The 18,499-nt window shown below is 38.9% G+C and carries 9 protein-coding genes, 2 tRNA genes, 1 rRNA gene and 1 pseudogene (1 of these 13 only partly in view); 6 read left to right on the top strand and 7 right to left on the bottom strand.

What is annotated here, in order from left to right; all coding sequences use genetic code 11:
• Window positions 1-82: 82 nt before the first annotated feature.
• Window positions 83-490 carry a hypothetical protein gene (locus tag ACYIAR_RS07335; RefSeq protein ID WP_480333102.1) on the top strand — a complete coding sequence of 136 codons (408 nt, stop codon included), beginning with the start codon at window positions 83-85 and terminating at the stop codon, window positions 488-490.
• Window positions 491-632: 142 nt separating this feature from the next.
• On the opposite strand, the pseudogene ACYIAR_RS07330 reads toward ACYIAR_RS07335, so the two are convergent.
• From ACYIAR_RS07330 to ACYIAR_RS07310, 5 genes and pseudogenes are all read right to left on the bottom strand, one after another.
• Window positions 633-1,481: pseudogene (locus ACYIAR_RS07330) on the bottom strand (IS3 family transposase); the annotation flags it as partial.
• Window positions 1,466-2,008 (bottom strand): helix-turn-helix domain-containing protein, encoded by a 543-nt coding sequence (locus ACYIAR_RS07325; protein ID WP_480330947.1) that lies wholly within the window; start codon window positions 2,006-2,008, stop codon window positions 1,466-1,468. The pseudogene ACYIAR_RS07330 and the gene ACYIAR_RS07325, both read right to left, overlap by 16 nt.
• Window positions 2,009-2,089: 81 nt before the next feature.
• Window positions 2,090-7,717, bottom strand: a complete 5,628-nt coding sequence (locus ACYIAR_RS07320) for an alpha-2-macroglobulin family protein (protein WP_480333100.1) — start codon at window positions 7,715-7,717, stop codon at window positions 2,090-2,092.
• A gap of 210 nt (window positions 7,718-7,927) precedes the next feature.
• The gene (locus ACYIAR_RS07315; RefSeq protein WP_480333097.1) at window positions 7,928-8,425 is read right to left on the bottom strand and encodes a dihydrofolate reductase; all 498 of its coding nucleotides are present in this window, start codon (window positions 8,423-8,425) and stop codon (window positions 7,928-7,930) included.
• 53 nt (window positions 8,426-8,478) lie between these two features.
• Window positions 8,479-9,273, bottom strand: coding sequence for a thymidylate synthase (locus ACYIAR_RS07310; protein WP_480333095.1), 795 nt, complete (start codon window positions 9,271-9,273; stop codon window positions 8,479-8,481).
• Window positions 9,274-9,511: 238 nt separating this feature from the next.
• On the opposite strand from ACYIAR_RS07310, the gene ACYIAR_RS07305 reads away from it, so the two are divergent.
• Entirely contained in the window at window positions 9,512-10,654 is a 1,143-nt protein-coding gene (locus ACYIAR_RS07305) for an aldose epimerase family protein (RefSeq protein WP_480333093.1), read from the top strand.
• 94 nt (window positions 10,655-10,748) lie between these two features.
• Here the strand turns inward: ACYIAR_RS07305 and ACYIAR_RS07300 are convergent, their stop codons facing one another.
• Together ACYIAR_RS07300 and porE are read right to left on the bottom strand one after the other, a co-directional pair.
• Complete coding sequence (locus tag ACYIAR_RS07300) at window positions 10,749-11,888, bottom strand: glycoside hydrolase family 76 protein (protein ID WP_480333576.1); 1,140 nt, start codon at window positions 11,886-11,888, stop codon at window positions 10,749-10,751.
• A gap of 68 nt (window positions 11,889-11,956) precedes the next feature.
• Window positions 11,957-13,933 carry a PorE family type IX secretion system protein gene (gene porE, locus ACYIAR_RS07295; protein WP_480333091.1) on the bottom strand — a complete coding sequence of 659 codons (1,977 nt, stop codon included), beginning with the start codon at window positions 13,931-13,933 and terminating at the stop codon, window positions 11,957-11,959.
• A gap of 943 nt (window positions 13,934-14,876) precedes the next feature.
• Between porE and ACYIAR_RS07290 the strand changes: the two genes are divergently transcribed.
• The 4 genes from ACYIAR_RS07290 to ACYIAR_RS07275 form a co-directional block, all read left to right on the top strand.
• Window positions 14,877-16,031: a 6-bladed beta-propeller gene (locus ACYIAR_RS07290; protein ID WP_480333089.1), complete on the top strand. Its 1,155-nt coding sequence runs from the start codon at window positions 14,877-14,879 to the stop codon at window positions 16,029-16,031.
• A gap of 590 nt (window positions 16,032-16,621) precedes the next feature.
• A 16S ribosomal RNA gene (locus tag ACYIAR_RS07285) occupies window positions 16,622-18,154 on the top strand.
• 120 nt (window positions 18,155-18,274) lie between these two features.
• Window positions 18,275-18,348: transfer RNA gene (locus ACYIAR_RS07280), tRNA-Ile, on the top strand.
• 88 nt (window positions 18,349-18,436) lie between these two features.
• A tRNA-Ala gene (locus ACYIAR_RS07275) sits at window positions 18,437-18,499 on the top strand; it runs 11 nt beyond the window's last position.

The raw sequence follows: 18,499 nt of genomic DNA, 5'->3' as shown, positions 1-18,499 counted from the left end.
TAAAAACAAAGTTAAATAAAACAAAATTACAGTGTAAAATGTTTTTACTATATAGTCATAAATCCCTCAAATAAAATAAGCTATGCGACAATTATTATTCTTAATTCTTTCATGTTGCTTCTTTGCCTGTACAAATGATGAACAGGACATGAAATATGGTGAAGAACAGGTTTTAAATGACACTGAATGGGTAAGCATTTCAGAGTATTATAGTAGTGATAAATCTTTGTCTCCAATAGAGTATCCTAAAAATCAGACGATTTCTTTTACTGGAGATAGTTTTACTATTACAACTAAAACTACAGTTTATGATAAGGATTTGCAGACAACCCGGGATTCTGTTATTCTTACAAACGGAAAATATTTATACAAGCATCCATCATTATATTTAAATACAGATAGTGTTTCTGTTGAGGCATGGATTTCTCCTTTGAATCATATTTGTTTCTATGATAATGATGTTTTCCGGGAATTCGAGAAAAATGATTAAAATTTGAAAGTCTTTGAATTTCCGGCTATTATATATTATATAAAATAAGTGCCGACGTTTCTATAGAAACACTGCAGTGTTCAAGAAAAAACGTCGGCACTTTTTGATATGACCCCCAAAAGTTGGACGGTTTAACATTATATTAGGAGGCGGACTTCGATTGGAATAGGGCTCGGTATTGTACCGGGCTCTTTCCATTCAGCCTCAGTTTGATCCTGTCATTGTTGTAGTAGCGTATATACTTAACCAGTTCCTTTGAGAACTGTTCAACGCTGTCCCACTCCTGCAAATATAGCAATTCATTCTTCAAAAGTCCGAAGAAGTTCTCCATCATGGCATTGTCCAGGCAGTTGCCCTTACGTGACATGCTTTGCACGATATTCCTGTCTTTCAATGCCTTCTGGTATCTCTGATGCTGATAGTGCCATCCTTGATCAGAGTGTAGTATGAGTCCTTCCGGTATATCAGTTTTCTTGAACGCTTTATCCAGCATCTTCATTGCCATTTCCAGGTCCGGACGATATGATATTGTGTAAGATATTATCTCCCCATTGAACATATCCAGGACAGGAGAAAGATATATCTTCCTGTCCTTTATCTTGACTTCAGTCACGTCAGTTGCCCATTTCTGGTTAGGTGCAGTTGCCGTGAAGTCTCTGTCAATGACATTGGGCGCAACCGTTCCGATCTCACCTTTATATGACTTGTACTTTGCCGTCTTTCGCTTGCCATATAGGTCCATCTCTACCATAAGTTTCTGTACGGTCTTGTGGTTAAGGTGCATACCGTCATTACGCAGCTGGGCAGTTATTCTTCGATAGCCATAACGTCCTCTGTGACGATCATATATCTTTCGGATTGCATTTCTTGCATCATTGTAGCCGTCAGGTTCTAACATCCTTTTCGTATGGTAGTAGAATGTGGATCTGGCCATCCCTGTCTTCTCCAGAAGAATCTCGAGATCATGCTCCTGCCTTAGTTCTTGGATGGCTTCCGCCCAATCTCTTTGAGACGGGCGTCTCTTGCTTCTACTAAGGCTTTCACTTTTTTTAGCAGAGCATTCTCAGCCCTCAGGCACTCATTCTCGTATCTGAGACGTTCCAACTCTGTCATTTCTTCCGGTTTCTTTTTCCTTGATCTTCCCATGGCATTCTTTGGTAGGCGGCCTCTTGGCCTGGTGATAGCTAAAGCATCATAACCTTGAGTCCTGGCGACTTTTAGCCATACCTTGATTTGACTGGCACTTGCATTATACTTCAACGAAGCATCCAGCAAAGTTATATTATTTTCTTCAACATCACGAACGACTTCAAGCTTGAAGGCATAATCCGCCCTTACATTTTGCTTTTTCAACAATCCCGTTGGACCTTCTGAACGGTATCGTGTCCATAAATATCCAAGAAGCTCCCCGCTAATCCCAAAGCGGCGCTTAATATAATTTCGGCTAAAGCCATTCTCTAGCATATGCATATATTTTAGCCGTTCTGCATAGCCATGTTTCCTGTACTTTTTAGACATAACAAAACCCCGAAAGTTTTTTGTCTAACTTTCGGGGTGCATGTCATTTCCGAAAAAACATCGGCATCTTTTTTTCAGAACTTAATTGCCGATGGATTCAATTTCGTAACCTTCCGTATTAGATATAAATTCCGAAGCATACAAACATTGGATTGTACAAATTCCACCAGAGTATTCACCTTCTCGACTTACATAAACCGGATATTCAATAACAAAAGTTCCGGCAGGAAGGAAATCAATGAAGAAATTTTCTGATGCATCTTTAGGGCTTCGGAAGAATGAAATTCCTTCACGGAATTCTTGTTTTGAAACTTGTGAAATAGGTTCGAAGCATCCGGCACGTAAATCTTTTATACATACAAAGTCCATATCCATTCCGCTTCGGACAGTCAGGCGGACTATAGCCTTGTCGCCAACTTTCAAAGGATTATCCTTTGTAACTTCTTTCAGTTGGATTTCCTTTCCATTATTTACTTCAACGAAAACTTTCTTTTCTATGTTGAGGTCTGTTTTGTTCTTTCTTACCTTGTCGAGAGGTACGAAATATTGCTGATATACAGCGCCCCAAGCTGGTGCATTACCTTTCTTTTCAACAACAATATCTGAAGATACATTACCAGAAACTTCTTTTTCCTTTACAATTTTGCTGTATCCAATAATGTTGCCTTCATTTTCAGTTGAATAAGTTTCTCCATTCCACGAAATAACACATTCGTTTCCTTCGCTGAGCCAGTTTGTACCGTCAGTTAGCAATGAATGGATTGCATTCATTGTTGCTGGCTTTGATTCCCACTGCTGAGTACGTTTCTGGGCAAGCAGCCATTGCTTCATCAAGTCTATTTCGGCATTATCAGATTTGCTTTCGCGGAACGCTTGCATAATAAGGCAATGAGTATCGATTACAGAATATTTGCTGTAAGATGTACTTCTGTTGTTTGCCCAAAATATACCTTTATCTTCAGAAACGGTTGCAGTTTTTCGGAACCACTTCAATATATCCTGAGCAGTTTCCTTATCTCCATTTCTCCACAGAAGAACTGCCAATGCAGCGCGGTTATGGATTGAGAGCTTTTTCCAATATTTCTTGGCTTGCTCTGTATAGAAACGTGAGGCATCGCGAGCGTCGCCTTCAGGAATATCACGATACATACTTCTTACGAACAAATATTCAATCTGTTCGTCGTATGGAATGTAATCTTTGATGTTATTTCCAGATTTCGTCAGTCTTTCATATTCTTTCCTTATTTCGTTGTCAAGGAAACGGAGAGCTTTGATTTGCATTTCCTTTTCTTCTTGCTTATATTCCACAGCATTCATTTCAACAAGCTGTCCCATTCCTTTGAGAATTTGCAAGGTGATGAATCTGTTTCCTCTCATTCCTTCGAACCATCTCCATCCGCCGTCCGGATTTTGCTTGGAAATAAGTTTTTCTAAAGCTGTCTGTCGCATTTGTGATGCTCGGTTTGCCTGCAACAGTAAATCCAGACGCTGCATTCTTTCTGTTTCGTTTTCTGCATCTCTGACCCAAGGAGTTTCTTCAAGAAGAATATTCTTGACATCTTTGTTTTTCTCCAAATTTGAGACAAGTTCTGAATTTCCTTTCGCCTTCCAGATTTCTATTGCTTTACTGATTTCCGGGTTACTGTTGGCAATATGATTTGCAAGAATATTACTGTAATATACGGCGAACCATGAAAGGCTGCTTTCGTTACGTGCTTCACTTAAAGACGGTAACGACTGAACGGCGTACCATACAGGATTTGCAGATAATTCAACAATGCTGCGAATAACTTTGCCATCCTGTTCTTCTTTTGGTGAAATTACTTTTTTACCTTCTTTATTTATAAAGAAAGGATTGCTTACAGTCAGCATGATTTTGTCTGACAGAACCGGGACAAGTGTTTGCTCACCGTCACTGAATTTATCTCCTTCTGCAATAATACGGCAGCCGATTACACCATCTTTTACTTCCGGAACCTGGAACGACCAGCTGACAGTTGTAATTTCTCCTGCAGCAAGTTCGAATACTTTCTGCGACTTTGTTAGGCAAACTACCGGCTCTCCGTTTTCCGGATTGAACAATTCAAGGCGGGCACGTCCTTTGGCTTCTTCTCCACTTTGGTTTATAATCTGTGATGAAATATACACAATGTCGCCCACACGGAAGAATCTCGGCAGTGAAGGTTGGACCATAAGCGGCTTGGATGTTACTATTTCTTTTTGGATATAACCATATTTCAGGCTGTCTGTCCAGGCAAGCATTTGCAGTTTCCATGTCGTGTTGCTCTCCGGCATAGTAAAGTCGAACGAAAAATCTCCATTTTCATCGCTTACCAACACAGGATAGAAGAATGCATTTTCTTGGAAATTCTTTCTTATTGACATTGGGCTGCCGGTATTTCCAGTCACGGCGGATTGCTCTACGGAATAGAAGGCTTTTTCATCACTTGTCACCACACTTTCTTCCAAAACTGCGGCATCTTCTCTAACTTCGATTGCATCGTTTGCCATCGGTGCAGCAGCTACAGATTTGCTCAATCCCATACCGTGTAAAGTGAAGTTTCGTCCGTATCTGATATTATTAAGAGCATTATACCAGTTTTCATACATTATATCAAACGAATACTCCTTCACCTCTTTCCCTTTGATTGTTTCGCTGTCATATTCACTATAACTGTCAAAAGCCCAACCACTGCTGAAGGTGTTATATTTAAGGAACGTAAGTGTATTAGGATTAAAATTCCAGTTGAACTTTACAATATCATCAAGTGACATGTCATACATTCCGGCAAGAATTTCAGCTTTAACAGGAAGAGAATCTTTGTCTGTCAGTCTGAAACTCCAATGTTCATTACTTCCCGGCAACAATTTGTCACGGAATGTATTTATGTGGAAATTAATCTTTCTGTCTTCTTGCTTACGTTTTACCTGTAAATAATCCTGATATAGCTTTCCATTCTTTATAAACATAAAGGCAGCTGTGAATCCTTTTCCATGTTTTTCTTCAAAAGGCATGTTGAATTTCTTATTCTCATTGCTTAGGACAAATCTGTCAGAACAGAAACGCTTGCCTTCAGAATCGAACAATTCATACAGGACGTAGGCAGATGTATCAGATGTACCGAAAGTAAATTCTACATTTTCGCCCGGCAAATATTCCTTATTATCTTTTATCAGCCAAGTATGTCTGAATACCGGCGGACGTTTGTCCGTCTTTCCATATATTATAATCTCTCTCTCTTCAGAACAAATTTGTCCTTTTGAATCCGTCGTTTCAGCTTTGAGTAAATATTTCCCAGAAGGAACGGAAGATATAAATTCCCCGTCAACAGCTTTTCCGGAAATGAAATTGCATTTTGCCACTTCTTTTCCTTCCTTTCCATCCTTGTCAACCTCATAAAGTTTGAGCATACCTTCTTTATCTACAATCTTGCTGTTTACAGTGTGAGTGTAGATTATAATATCAGAATTATCTTTATCTAATGTGCTTGCTGCACTGATACCAATATTCAAACCTTTGTCACCGACGCAGAAAGAAACCTCACAATCCTGAGTCTCACCCTTGCTGTCTGTTATTTGCGCATAGGCAATATATCTGTATTGTATGTCATTATTACCATTGAAGTCATTATCTTTTTTCGGAGTGAAATGTATTGAGAACTTACCTTCGCTATTGATTACAGCATTTCCTTCAGCCACTTGACGGCTGCTGCTGTCATAGTATGAATATCTTGCAAATATCCATATAGGATGTCTTTCAATTCTCCATTTAACATTTCCATCTTGCAGATTCACTCCTGAATATGTCCTGACAACGCAATTCAGAGACATTTCATCTCCGAAGAACACTTCTCCTTCAATCGGTTCGAACTCGGCAAGAAATGAAGGGCGCTTATATTCTTCAACCATAATATTGTTGAAATATCTTTCATCCACAGACAAAGTGAAATTCCCGTTCTTTGTAGTTTCCGGGATTTCGAATGAACCGTTGAATGAACCGAAACTGTTTGTCCGGAATGATTTACGTGCAATTTCTTTATGGTTTCCGTCACGGAAAATCACAGAAACATTCTTGTTCTCCAGAACATAAGGCTTTTCATAATCCCTTACATAACAAACGCCTTTGAAGGAAACAGTCTGTCCCGGACGGTAAATCTTCCGGTCCGTGAACAGTTCAACTTCCATATTATCTCCTTTTGTCGGATTGTTGACATAATAATATGGTAATACATTGTTCAGAGAGCAAGTGTCGTTGCCATAAACAGCTCTTGCAACTTCACGCTCTTTCCTGAATTTTGCGGAAAGAACAGCTTTCCCGTTTTTATCAGTTTTGTAGGTTTCTAACTTTTGTGAAATCCATTTCCTGCTTACATTATAAGTAATGACAGTTGCACCTTCAATCGGTTTACCGCTTGTGAAATCTGTAACTATAGCTTCAGTTGCCCCGTCTTCCAGCTGACGTGTAACCATAGCAAGGCGGCTGACACTGAACGTACCGTTAGTTTTCAGCTTTCCTTTGCTGTCGTTTATTTCATAAATATATAATCCGGGCTTATCCATTTGGATATGCAATGTCGTATCCATTTGGCTGAACTTATCTGGATGATTCAAAGCAAAACTCTTTTCTGCAACTTTCTTGCCTTTGTGTTTATCTTCATCTCTGGTGGCATTTACCGGCAGATTTGTGTTCTGATATATACAAACCTTTACATTATCAAGATTTTTGTATTCTAATTTCAGCTCCAAATCTTTACCCGGATATACATTTCTATTACCGGAACAACTTATAAAAGACTGTTCCATTTCCGCAAGTCTGTTCTCGAAGATTGCTACTCTTGGATTATCCTTATATATATTTATGTATTCCTTACATTTGCTGTAAATGGCAGAAGTTCTTGAATTGCGGTCGCTAATTTTTGCGTAAACAGACTGTTCATATAAATTAAATTGCTTAATGGCAATCTCTATGGCAAGAAGACTGTTTCCTGCAGAGTTGGCAAGACTATCCAGTGCAGTTTTGTATTCGGTATCGTTGAGATAAGGCTTATTCCTTCTGCGGAAATCCAAATATTCCAGTTCCACATTAATCAAAGCATCTTTATTGCCATCTTTCAGATGAAAAGATTTTAGCATTTCAAACCATTCGTTATCAGCCTTGATATCTATGGCACGGAAAGCAAGAAAGTCGAATAATGTCGGGCGTAGAGTTTCTGAATCTTTGCCTTTCTTGATAACATCTCCCAGAGATTCAGTTTTGGTGTTTTGCAATATCTCGGCAGGAGAGAGGGAAGCCTTTAGTTCTTCCCGAATTTTCTTATCGAAAATATTCGCACTCCATTCTCTTATATCTTCCGGGACAAAATCCTGTAGGGAAGTGCGTTGGTCGATGGTCCATCTGTTGGCATTATAATATATGGAATACATTTCCGCTAAAAGTGAATGCAGAAATGCAGTCGATGCGGATTCTTCCATATCTTTTATATACTGCTCTGTTTCTACGATAATTTCCGGAAACTTGTCAGTATCTTTTTCCAGATTTTCATCTATTCTCTTAACAAGTTCTTTTATCAGTTTCTCCGTATCCTTGTTTTGGATAATCTCACTAATTTCATTCTTTTCGTAATTCTTATAATTACCATAAATGAATGTGCTGCTTCCGGCAATTCCTATTGCCAAAAGTGAAGATATAAAAAATGCTCTTGAAATCATAGGCAATGTTTTTAGTAGTTGACGAGTGAACAAGTTTACAAGGTTGATAGTAATGACTGAAAACTATTGGCTTTTAACTCCTTCTAACTTCCAATAACTACTTCTTAACTCCTTAACTCCTTGACTCCTCCACTTCTTTCTTTACTATTAGATTGATTTCAAGAGCAAAAAGTTGTAAGATTAGGGTTAATAAAGCATAAATACAGCTTTTTATCCCTTTCTTACATATGTAATAAAGCTATATGCATACTGATGCTTTTCGTCGGCAGGGAAATCCTGGCGTTCTGTTTCTTCCCATTGGCTCCAGTCAACAACAGGGAAGAATGCGTCAGCATCAGGGAATTCTGCATGTATTTTTGTTATATACATTTTATCGGCCTTACTCAAAGCCTGACGGTAAACCAATGCACCACCAATAATGAATATTTCTTTTTCGTTTTCACAAAGTTCAAGTGCATCGCTCATTGAATCACAAGGGAAACAATTTACGAAATCTGCTTCCGGCATTGTTGTAAGCACAACATTCTTTCTGTTTGGTAGTGCTCCGTTTGGAAGAGATTCGAAAGTTTTGCGTCCCATTACTACTGCATGACCTGTTGTAAGTTCTTTAAATCTTTTCATGTCATTAGGCAAATGACATAATAACTGCTGATTTTTGCCGATAGCACCATTTTCTGCTACTGCGGCTATTATTGTAATCTGTGGCATTTGAATAGTTTTTTGAGTTTTTTAATTTTTAAGTTGACAAGGTAACCCTTCTCTCACACTGCAACCACTCCCTTAATATGCGGATGAGGATCATATCCCGTAAGCGTAAAGTCTTCATATTTGAAATCAAATATACTTTTAACTTCCGGATTAAGTTCCATCTTAGGCAACTGGCGAGGTTCGCGAGTCAACTGAAGTTTTACTTGTTCGATATGATTGCTGTAAATATGTGCATCACCCAAAGTATGGATAAAATCTCCTGCTTTCAATCCGGTTACTTGCGCCATCATCTGAAGCAACAAAGCATATGATGCGATATTGAATGGAACACCAAGGAATATATCAGCACTTCGCTGATACATCTGAAGACTAAGTCTTCCGTTTGCAACGTAAAACTGGAAGAATGCATGACACGGAGGAAGATTCATATTGTCCAGGTCGCCAACATTCCAAGCACTTACAATTATACGTCTTGAATCAGGATTATTCTTTATAGTTTCCACAGCCTCGCTTATCTGGTCGATGGAACCACCTTTATAATCCGGCCATGAACGCCACTGGTAACCGTATATATGACCGAGATTACCATCAGCATCAGCCCATTCATTCCATATTCTCACACCATTTTCCTGGAGGTATTTCACATTTGTGTCACCTTTCAGAAACCATAACAATTCATAAATAATAGATTTTAAATGAAGTTTTTTGGTCGTGAGAAGAGGAAATCCGTCTTCAAGATTGAAACGCATCTGATGACCGAAAACACTAATCGTGCCTGTTCCTGTACGATCTTCCTTAAAAGTGCCTTCGTTCATCACACGATTAAGCAAATCAATATATTGTTTCATTTTTCTACATTTTCCCACAAAAATAACAAAAAACTCGATATATTTGGGGGATTTTTTTGAAAGAAGAATATAGAAGGAAGGAGTTGAGGAGTTAAGGAATTTAGAAGTCAAGGAGTTAAGGAGGAGTTATTGGAAGGTAGAAGGAGTTAAATGCCGATACTATTCAGTCACTACAGTTAACCTTGTTCACTCGTCAACTTGTTAACTCAAAAACTAACAAACTTAAAAACTAAAATATATGAATAAACTATGTATGGCCGTAATGGCAATGACAATGTTGATGTCTTGCGGAGGCAAACAACAACAGCAGCAGGCTCCACAGGAAGAAGCCACTTTATCAGGTTTGTATAAATCAGATTTTGTTACCACAGTTGAAAACAAGCAGACAGAGCTATATGTTCTTAAAAATGCAAAAGGTGCTGAGGCTTGTGTTACAAACTGGGGTGGACGTTTGGTTTCTGTTATGGTTCCGGATAAGAATGGAAAAATGACAGATGTTGTGCTTGGTTATGACAGCATTCAGGCTTATTTGGCTAGTTCAGGAAACTTCGGTGCTTTGATTGGCCGTTATGGCAACCGTATTGCTGAAGGTAAATTCAAAATTGACGGAAAAGAATACACTTTGCCTCAGAACGACGGAACTAACTGTCTGCATGGCGGACCTAACGGATACGACCGTCAGATGTGGGATGCAAATCAGGTTTCTCCTCAGTCTGTTGAACTTACTTATTTATCTAAAGATGGTGAAGCTGGTTTCCCAGGCAATCTTAATATAAAGGTAACTTATACTTTGACTGACGACAATGCCGTTGATATCAAATATGAAGCAACTACTGATCAGAAAACTGTAGTCAACCTGACTAACCACAGTTATTTCAACTTGTCTGGTGTTCCTGGTTCAACTATCATGGATCATGAATTATATGTAAATGCAGACCAGTATACTCCGGTTGATGACAAACTTATCCCAACTGGAATAGCTAAGGTGGACGGAACTCCTCTTGATTTGCGTAAAGCTCAGGTTATTTCTGCTCATATTGATGATGATTTCGATCAGTTGACTAAAGCTGGTGGTTATGACCATAACTGGGTACTTAATACTAAAGGTGATGAAAAAGCTGTTGCTGCAACTGTATATTCTCCTGTTAGCGGTATTTTGATGGAAGTTTACACAAACGAACCGGGATTGCAGATTTATTGTGGTAACATGATGAAAGAAGAAACAGGTAAGAAAGGTGCAACTTATCCTCGCCGTGGTGCTATTTGTCTGGAATCACAGCATTATCCTGATTCTCCAAATCATCCTGATTTCCCTTCTACTATTCTTGAACCGGGACAGAAATATTACAGCCGTTGTATCTATAAGTTCTTGGTTAAGTAATATCCGGACAAATATTCATTCATAAAATAAAGGCATGTGACAGGAATCTTATTCGTTCTTTCTCACATGCCTTTTTTACTGTTATACTTTTTTATCAGAGTTTTGTTTCTCCTATTTCTGAAAACAGTTCCACCATACAGGCGTTATCAAGCAGCCATTTATATTCCTGAATTTTTTCTCCACTCCAGTCATTGCCGAGGAAACCGTTTTTGTCGCGATTGTTTTTCCATGCGTAAGTAGCATTATCTGCCATTGTTTTTATGTATTCATAATTTCCGTCAATTTTGTATAATGCTGTCAGGCCTCTAAGCAATATTACATTGAACCATGGACTAGCAGTATAAAACCTTGATTTCGTTTTATCGTTTATACTGGTAAATCTTTCATAAGCACCTTTTGCTGTCTTCTGTGCATCTTCTAGATATTGTTTGTCTCCAGATTCCTGATAAAGCATCACTCCGGCAAGAATCATTTGCCCGCTGTTGTAAGTATATTTTGCTTTATTTACTTCTCCGTCAAGAGTGATATTGTCCCAATATACAAAATCTTCACTGTCACGCAGATTGTTTTTTGTCCAATTGTAGACTTTATAAGCTTGGTCAAGATATGTTTTGTCTTTGGTGATATTATATAGTTTCATGCAAAGGACAGTTGCTGGTGCGTTTGAGCAAGTATTCTTGGATGTCTTTTTCTGTTCACACCAATATATTCCACCACCAAGCTTCTCATCCCAGCCACTGAAAATATAATCGTAGAGTTGTTGGGCTTTCTCCAGATAAGCTTTGTTTTCAGTCAGTTCGTATAAGTCGCAGAAATCTATTGCAATCCAATCGTTGTCATCATAAAAACGATCACTGTTTCCATTGAATTTTGGATAGCTTTGATAACAGGCTGGAAGTCTGTCGCCATCCCAATAAAGTTCCACTCCCGGTATTATTTTTTCTTCAAGTATTTTCAGATACTTTTTATCTCCGGTTGTTCTGTAAAGAGATATACATCCGGACAAAATCCCTGAGTAGGGCCAAAGGAACGAAACCTCCTGGTTTCTTAATTGTTCTGTTCCTTCTGCAAGATAAGTCACTTTGTTTTCCGGATTTACCGGATAAGTTTCAGACAGCAGTCCATATTTTTCTACATTATATTTATCCAATATATTCTGCAACATCGAGTCTGCAACTGCTATCTCATAATTCACTTGTTCTGCCTGTCTGGCTTCTTCTTTGCATGATATCATTCCTGCAAAAAGGAGTGATATCATAATCATTTTGTATTTCTTCATTTATAGTTAACTTTAAACTGGTTCTAGAACAAATTATAATTAGTTCTCAAAACCTTGAATTCTGTTCTTCTGTTGATTTGGTCTGCTGCTTCTTGCTGCTCCGGTGTAAGTTTCAGAATGAACTCTTCTGTAAGCACATCACCCTCTTTCAGGAAGTCAAATTCCTTAGCCATTTTCTTGTTTATAGTTTTAGGAACACTTTCTCCATAGCCTTTAGCTTCCAGACGGTCTGCTGCAATACCGCCTTCAATCAGATAGTCAACGACAGACTGTGCACGTCGCTGTGCAAGTTTCTCGTTATATTTGTCTGAACCTTTGCGGTCGGTATGTGCTCCAAGTTCAATTGTTACGTTAGGATTGTCGTTGAGCATCTTTATCATCTCATCGAGAGCTTTCTTTGATTCCGGACGTAGAGTTGCCTTGTCGAAATCATAGAATATGTTTTCTATTACGACAGGTTTGCTGATAGGCGAGAGGTAGAAATCCACTATATATGTTTCGCTCTTTTCCTCTGCATCGGTTTTCAGCTCAAAATTCTGATTAAGATATCCACGTGCGCTTGCCATCATCACGTAGCGAATGTCTCGTTCCAACTCAACGGAATAGTTTCCACTTTTCAAAGTCTGGACTTTTGCATTCATACCGTCACGGCCCACAATTCTCACTGTTGCATTCTCAATTGGAACTTCATCAACATCGAATACAATACCCTCAATTTTAACAGTAATAGTCGGCAATTCAAAAGAATATATGTGGTCGTAACCGCGGGCATCATTTCTGTTTGACGAGAAAAATCCTTTTTCTTTCTTTCCTTCAAAAGTTATTCCAAAGTCATCGGAAAAAGAATTTATAGGCCATCCCATATTTTCCACTTTCCAATGATTTGTGCTGTCCAGTGTAGCTTTGAATAAATCCAGACCGCCCATTCCCGGATGTCCGTTTGATGCAAAATATAGTGTTACGGAATCACGCACATAAGGAAACATTTCATCTCCTGGAGTATTTATTTCCTCGCCTAAGTTTTCCATGGGTCCGAAGTCATTACCTTTCACCCTTGCTCTATATAAATCTTTTCCTCCTTGTCCGCCCACTACGTCAGAAGTGAAATATATATATTTACCATCAGGAGACATTGCCGGATGAGCAAGCGGAGTCACTGAGTCTTTCACCAAAGCGATTCTGTTCCCTTTCCCCCATTTGGCACTGCTTCGGGACGATTGGTATATTTCTGCAGTTCTGTCTCCATCTGGAGCCTGTGAGCAATAAGTATAGTACATTGTATTTCCGTCAGGAGAGAAAGACGGTGTTCCTTCGTCAAATTCAGTGTTTACTTCGTCTTCAAGTTCTTCAGGAACAAGCCAGTTCCCTTGTTCATCTTTTTTTACCAGATAGAAATTGTTATTGTTCTGTCCGGTTATTGCACTGATTTTAGCTTCTTTATCTTTGCTTCTTGATGAGGCGAAATACAACTGGTCATAGTCTGTACCGGCAAGCATCGGGCTGAACTCTCCACGTCTGGAATTGAATTTATCCATTCGCTTCACTTCATAACGTGTTGGATTCTTTTTCCATTCCAGAGCTTTTTGTGCTCCTTCAACTCCGTTCATAGCTAGTTCGCTTCCCGGATCGTGCATCAGGTATAAATCATAATTTTTTATGGCTTCGGCATATTTCCCGCTTTTATGCTGCATTTGTCCTATCCTTAAATATACAATGCTGTCCGGATAGTCATATCTTAATGCGTTCATATATCCGCTAAGTGCTTTAGGTGTACTGTTTATCAGTCTGTTGCATTCCGCCATTCTGAATGCTATATAACCACGCAAATCTCTTTTCTTAGGAGATGTCTTGGTGTAAACTCTTCTGTAAATTGCTGCTGCTTCATAATATTCTCCAATTCTGTGTTTTTCTTCAGCATCACTTAGTTTTGCTGATTTACACGAGAATAATAATGAGGCGATTGTAAATATGTATAATGTATGGATGATTATATGTTTCATACGAAACCTCTGTAAATAATAGTTATATAACGGCAAAGATATTCATTTTATTATAATGAATTGTGAATACTGTTTGACAAACCTTATCACAAACTTTTACCAACATGTATTCATGCCAATTCGTAAACAGAAAGTTTAGTATTCTTAACTTGAGTTATATGACATCAGTCAAACATTTACTATCAAAGATGTAAGGATTTTATTATAATGATTATTGCCTTTTATTGTTATTATTTCTTACATCAATGCTAATCAAAATATCGATTCACCTAGGTGGTTCAATCAACTCACCTAGGTGGTTCAATCAACTCACCTAGGTGAGCCAATCAATCCACCTAGGTGAGCCGATTAACTCACCTAGGTGAGCCAATCAATCCACCTAGGTGAGCCGATTAACTCACCTAGGTGAGCTGATATTATTATTTCGTAGAAGTAATCAAATAATTGTAATAAAAATGATGTGCCTTTGTGATGAATATATAATAAGAAAAGTAAAAATAATTCATTGTTTATTTAGTTATTACGAAATATTAGTATATTTGTGACTGAATGGTAGATTGTGGTGCGGTTTTGAGTATTATTTTTATTAAAAATAAAAGTGAGATTTATGAAAAGACTAGTTATTGAATTTTTAGAGAGCCGATTTGTGGCTTTTGCTTTTAGGACAGTTTTTTATTTATTGTCCTTGTTTTCGTTTATATTAACCTGTTGGCAGAATTTTAGCACATCTAATTTGATAAATTTTAATTCAGCCAAAGAGTGTTGTATATAAGAGATTATATAAAAAGAATTAGAGGAGTGTAGATCTTGGCTTCGTGTTTGAGATCTAGAGCTTTATAACAAAGGTATATATAAATGGCTTTGCCCCCCTCTCTATCCGATTACGAAATCAAAAATAAGTAGTTCTAATATGTGTAATGTTAAATTATAAATCATATTTACCATGAATAAATTTTGTATGATTTTTATTTCATCATTTTTGATGATATTTTTATCAGCTAGTTTAGAAAATAAACAGGCCGACGATTTTGTAACTATTGATGTTACAGCGAACTATCCGTTAAAAGAATTAATTCTTCAGGATTTTATGGATGTGGAGTATATCCCATTGGAAACCACAGATAGTATTCTTTGTTCTGGAAGCGTTTGGCATGTTGGTGAGAATTTGATTCTTGCTACGAACCATGCTTCAGATGGCAATATATTTCTTTTCGATCGAAAAACAGGGAAATCTATAAGAAAAATAAATCATAAAGGACAAAGTGGAGAAGAATATACTTCTGCATTAGGCTTTGTCTTGGATGAAGAGAATGATGAATTGTATGTGAGTGATACTTATGCCCGTAAAATAGTTGTATATGATTTAGAAGGGAATTTTAAACGTAGGATTTCATGGGAAGATGACTATATGTTTGGTGAAATATTCAATTTCGACAAAGAGTATTTAATTTGCCTTAATATAGATAATCCTACAGTTCGATCAACAGAGTCATTTGTTTTAATTTCCAAACAAAATGGGCATGTGATAGAAAAAATTCAGATTCCTTTTAAGGATAAAAAGAGTATAATCATAAGAACTCCAGCTGATGATAGTGGTATGTATTACGCTTATGCCCCTTCAACATCGCATCCATTGATTCCTTATTTCAATAATTATGTGTTAGCTGAATACTCTGCTGATACAGTTTATCAATATACGCCCAATGGGGCAATGGGGCCAATTATTGCAAGAACTCCATCTGTCCAGACTTTGAACCCGGAAGTATTCTTGTTTCCAACCTTATTTACGGACCGGTATTACTTTGTAGAAGCGGTTGAAAAAACAATGGAATTTAATGCAACAGATATTGTATATGATAAACAGGAAAACAAATTGTTTAGATATAAGGTATATAATGGAGATTACTCTTATAAGCAGGAAGCGTTCTTAAAGTCAAGGCCGTTGAATAGTAAAATTCCTACTTCGCAATTCTTAGAAGCATGGGAACTTGTTGAAAAATATAAAGAGGGGAAATTAAAAGGGAAATTGAAAGAGATTGCTTCAAATTTAGAAGAAGACGATAATCCGGTAATTATGCTTATTAAACATAAAGAATAAAAACTATTCATTCTCAAAGACCTATTGGCTGAATTTAATATGTGCTGATTTAATCACGCTAACGGTTATATAGAGGTAATTACGCCTAGTCTGGATGTATAAGGTCTTCAGCTTATAAGGAGCAGTTTTTTGTATCCTTGTTTCCTCGTCAACTTATTATCTAAAAAACTTCCCTTTCTATTCCTCTGATACACAGCCAAACTTAAAAATAATTCAAAAATTCTTCCAAAAATATTTTGCAGATTCAAAAATCCGTTCTACTTTTGCACCCGCAATCGAGAGAGATGCGGTAGTCAACATGATGAAGAGGTAAAGGAAAGTAATTCTGTCAGAGATAGGTGAGGTTGGTAAATCCAAGCGAAATTCCGAAAGCTGAAGAAAAAAATAAAAAAAACTTCCGAAAAAATTTGGAAGATTAAAATAAAAGTTCTTACCTTTGCAACCGCAATCAAAAATAACGATAGCGACTAAGTTCTTTGAAAATATTACATATATCAACAAGTAGTACAAGTATTTTGAGAATAAATACCGTCAATACTTGATAAATCAATAGTAACGGAATCTTGAGCATAAGACATAAACAATTTATAACAACGAAGAGTTTGATCCTGGCTCAGGATGAACGCTAGCGACAGGCTTAACACATGCAAGTCGAGGGGCAGCGGGATAGTTGGCTTGCCAACTATTGCCGGCGACCGGCGCACGGGTGAGTAACGCGTATGCAACTTACCTATCAGAGGGGGATAGCTCATCGAAAGATGAATTAATACCGCATAAAACAGGGGTCCCGCATGGGAATATTTGTTAAAGATTCATCGCTGATAGATAGGCATGCGTTCCATTAGGCAGTTGGCGGGGTAACGGCCCACCAAACCGACGATGGATAGGGGTTCTGAGAGGAAGGTCCCCCACACTGGTACTGAGACACGGACCAGACTCCTACGGGAGGCAGCAGTGAGGAATATTGGTCAATGGACGGAAGTCTGAACCAGCCAAGTCGCGTGAAGGATGAAGGTTCTATGGATTGTAAACTTCTTTTATAGGGGAATAAAAAATTCCACGTGTGGGATCTTGTATGTACCCCATGAATAAGCATCGGCTAACTCCGTGCCAGCAGCCGCGGTAATACGGAGGATGCGAGCGTTATCCGGATTTATTGGGTTTAAAGGGTGCGTAGGTGGTCTTTTAAGTCAGCGGTGAAAGTTTGTGGCTTAACCATAAAATTGCCATTGATACTGGGAGACTTGAGTGTGTTTGAGGTAGGCGGAATGCGTAGTGTAGCGGTGAAATGCATAGATATTACGCAGAACTCCGATTGCGAAGGCAGCTTACTAAACCATAACTGACACTGAAGCACGAAAGCGTGGGTATCGAACAGGATTAGATACCCTGGTAGTCCACGCAGTAAACGATGATTACTAGGAGTTTGCGATATAATGTAAGCTCTACAGCGAAAGCGTTAAGTAATCCACCTGGGGAGTACGCCGGCAACGGTGAAACTCAAAGGAATTGACGGGGGCCCGCACAAGCGGAGGAACATGTGGTTTAATTCGATGATACGCGAGGAACCTTACCCGGGTTTGAACGCAGGGGGACCGGAGTGGAAACACTTCTTTCAGCAATGACCGCTTGCGAGGTGCTGCATGGTTGTCGTCAGCTCGTGCCGTGAGGTGTCGGCTTAAGTGCCATAACGAGCGCAACCCTTGCCGTTAGTTACTAACAAGTAAAGTTGAGGACTCTAGCGGGACTGCCAGCGTAAGCTGTGAGGAAGGCGGGGATGACGTCAAATCAGCACGGCCCTTACATCCGGGGCGACACACGTGTTACAATGGCGTGGACAAAGAGTTGCGACCTGGCGACAGGGAGCTAATCTCAAAACCACGTCTCAGTTCGGATCGGAGTCTGCAACTCGACTCCGTGAAGCTGGATTCGCTAGTAATCGCGCATCAGCCATGGCGCGGTGAATACGTTCCCGGGCCTTGTACACACCGCCCGTCAAGCCATGGGAGCCGGGAGTACCTGAAGTCTGTAACCGCAAGGAACGGCCTAGGGTAAAACTGGTGACTGGGGCTAAGTCGTAACAAGGTAGCCGTACCGGAAGGTGCGGCTGGAACACCTCCTTTCTGGAGCGAGAGTTTCCGTGAAGATTATCAAGTGGTATTATTCCGCTTGTACTACGGTTGGATATATGAAAAAAAGATAGAAAAAGAGAAAGATGAAGCTGGGAAACCGGCAAAGTTGACAGTCCTATAGCTCAGTTGGTTAGAGCGCTACACTGATAATGTAGAGGTCGGCAGTTCAACTCTGCCTGGGACTACTCCGGAAAGAAACGATGAAAAATTTCTTTCCTTTTTATTTGCGGAAAAGAAAAAAGTTTCATACCTTTGCAGCCGCAAATGAAAAACGGGGGATTAGCTCAGCTGGCTAGAGCATCTGCCTTGCACGCAGAGGGTCAACGGTTCGAATCC

Source organism: Parabacteroides sp. KHUB-01, from assembly GCF_056640935.1.
Note: the sequence above shows the minus strand (reverse complement) of the source record. Positions and strands in the feature narration are given on the sequence as shown.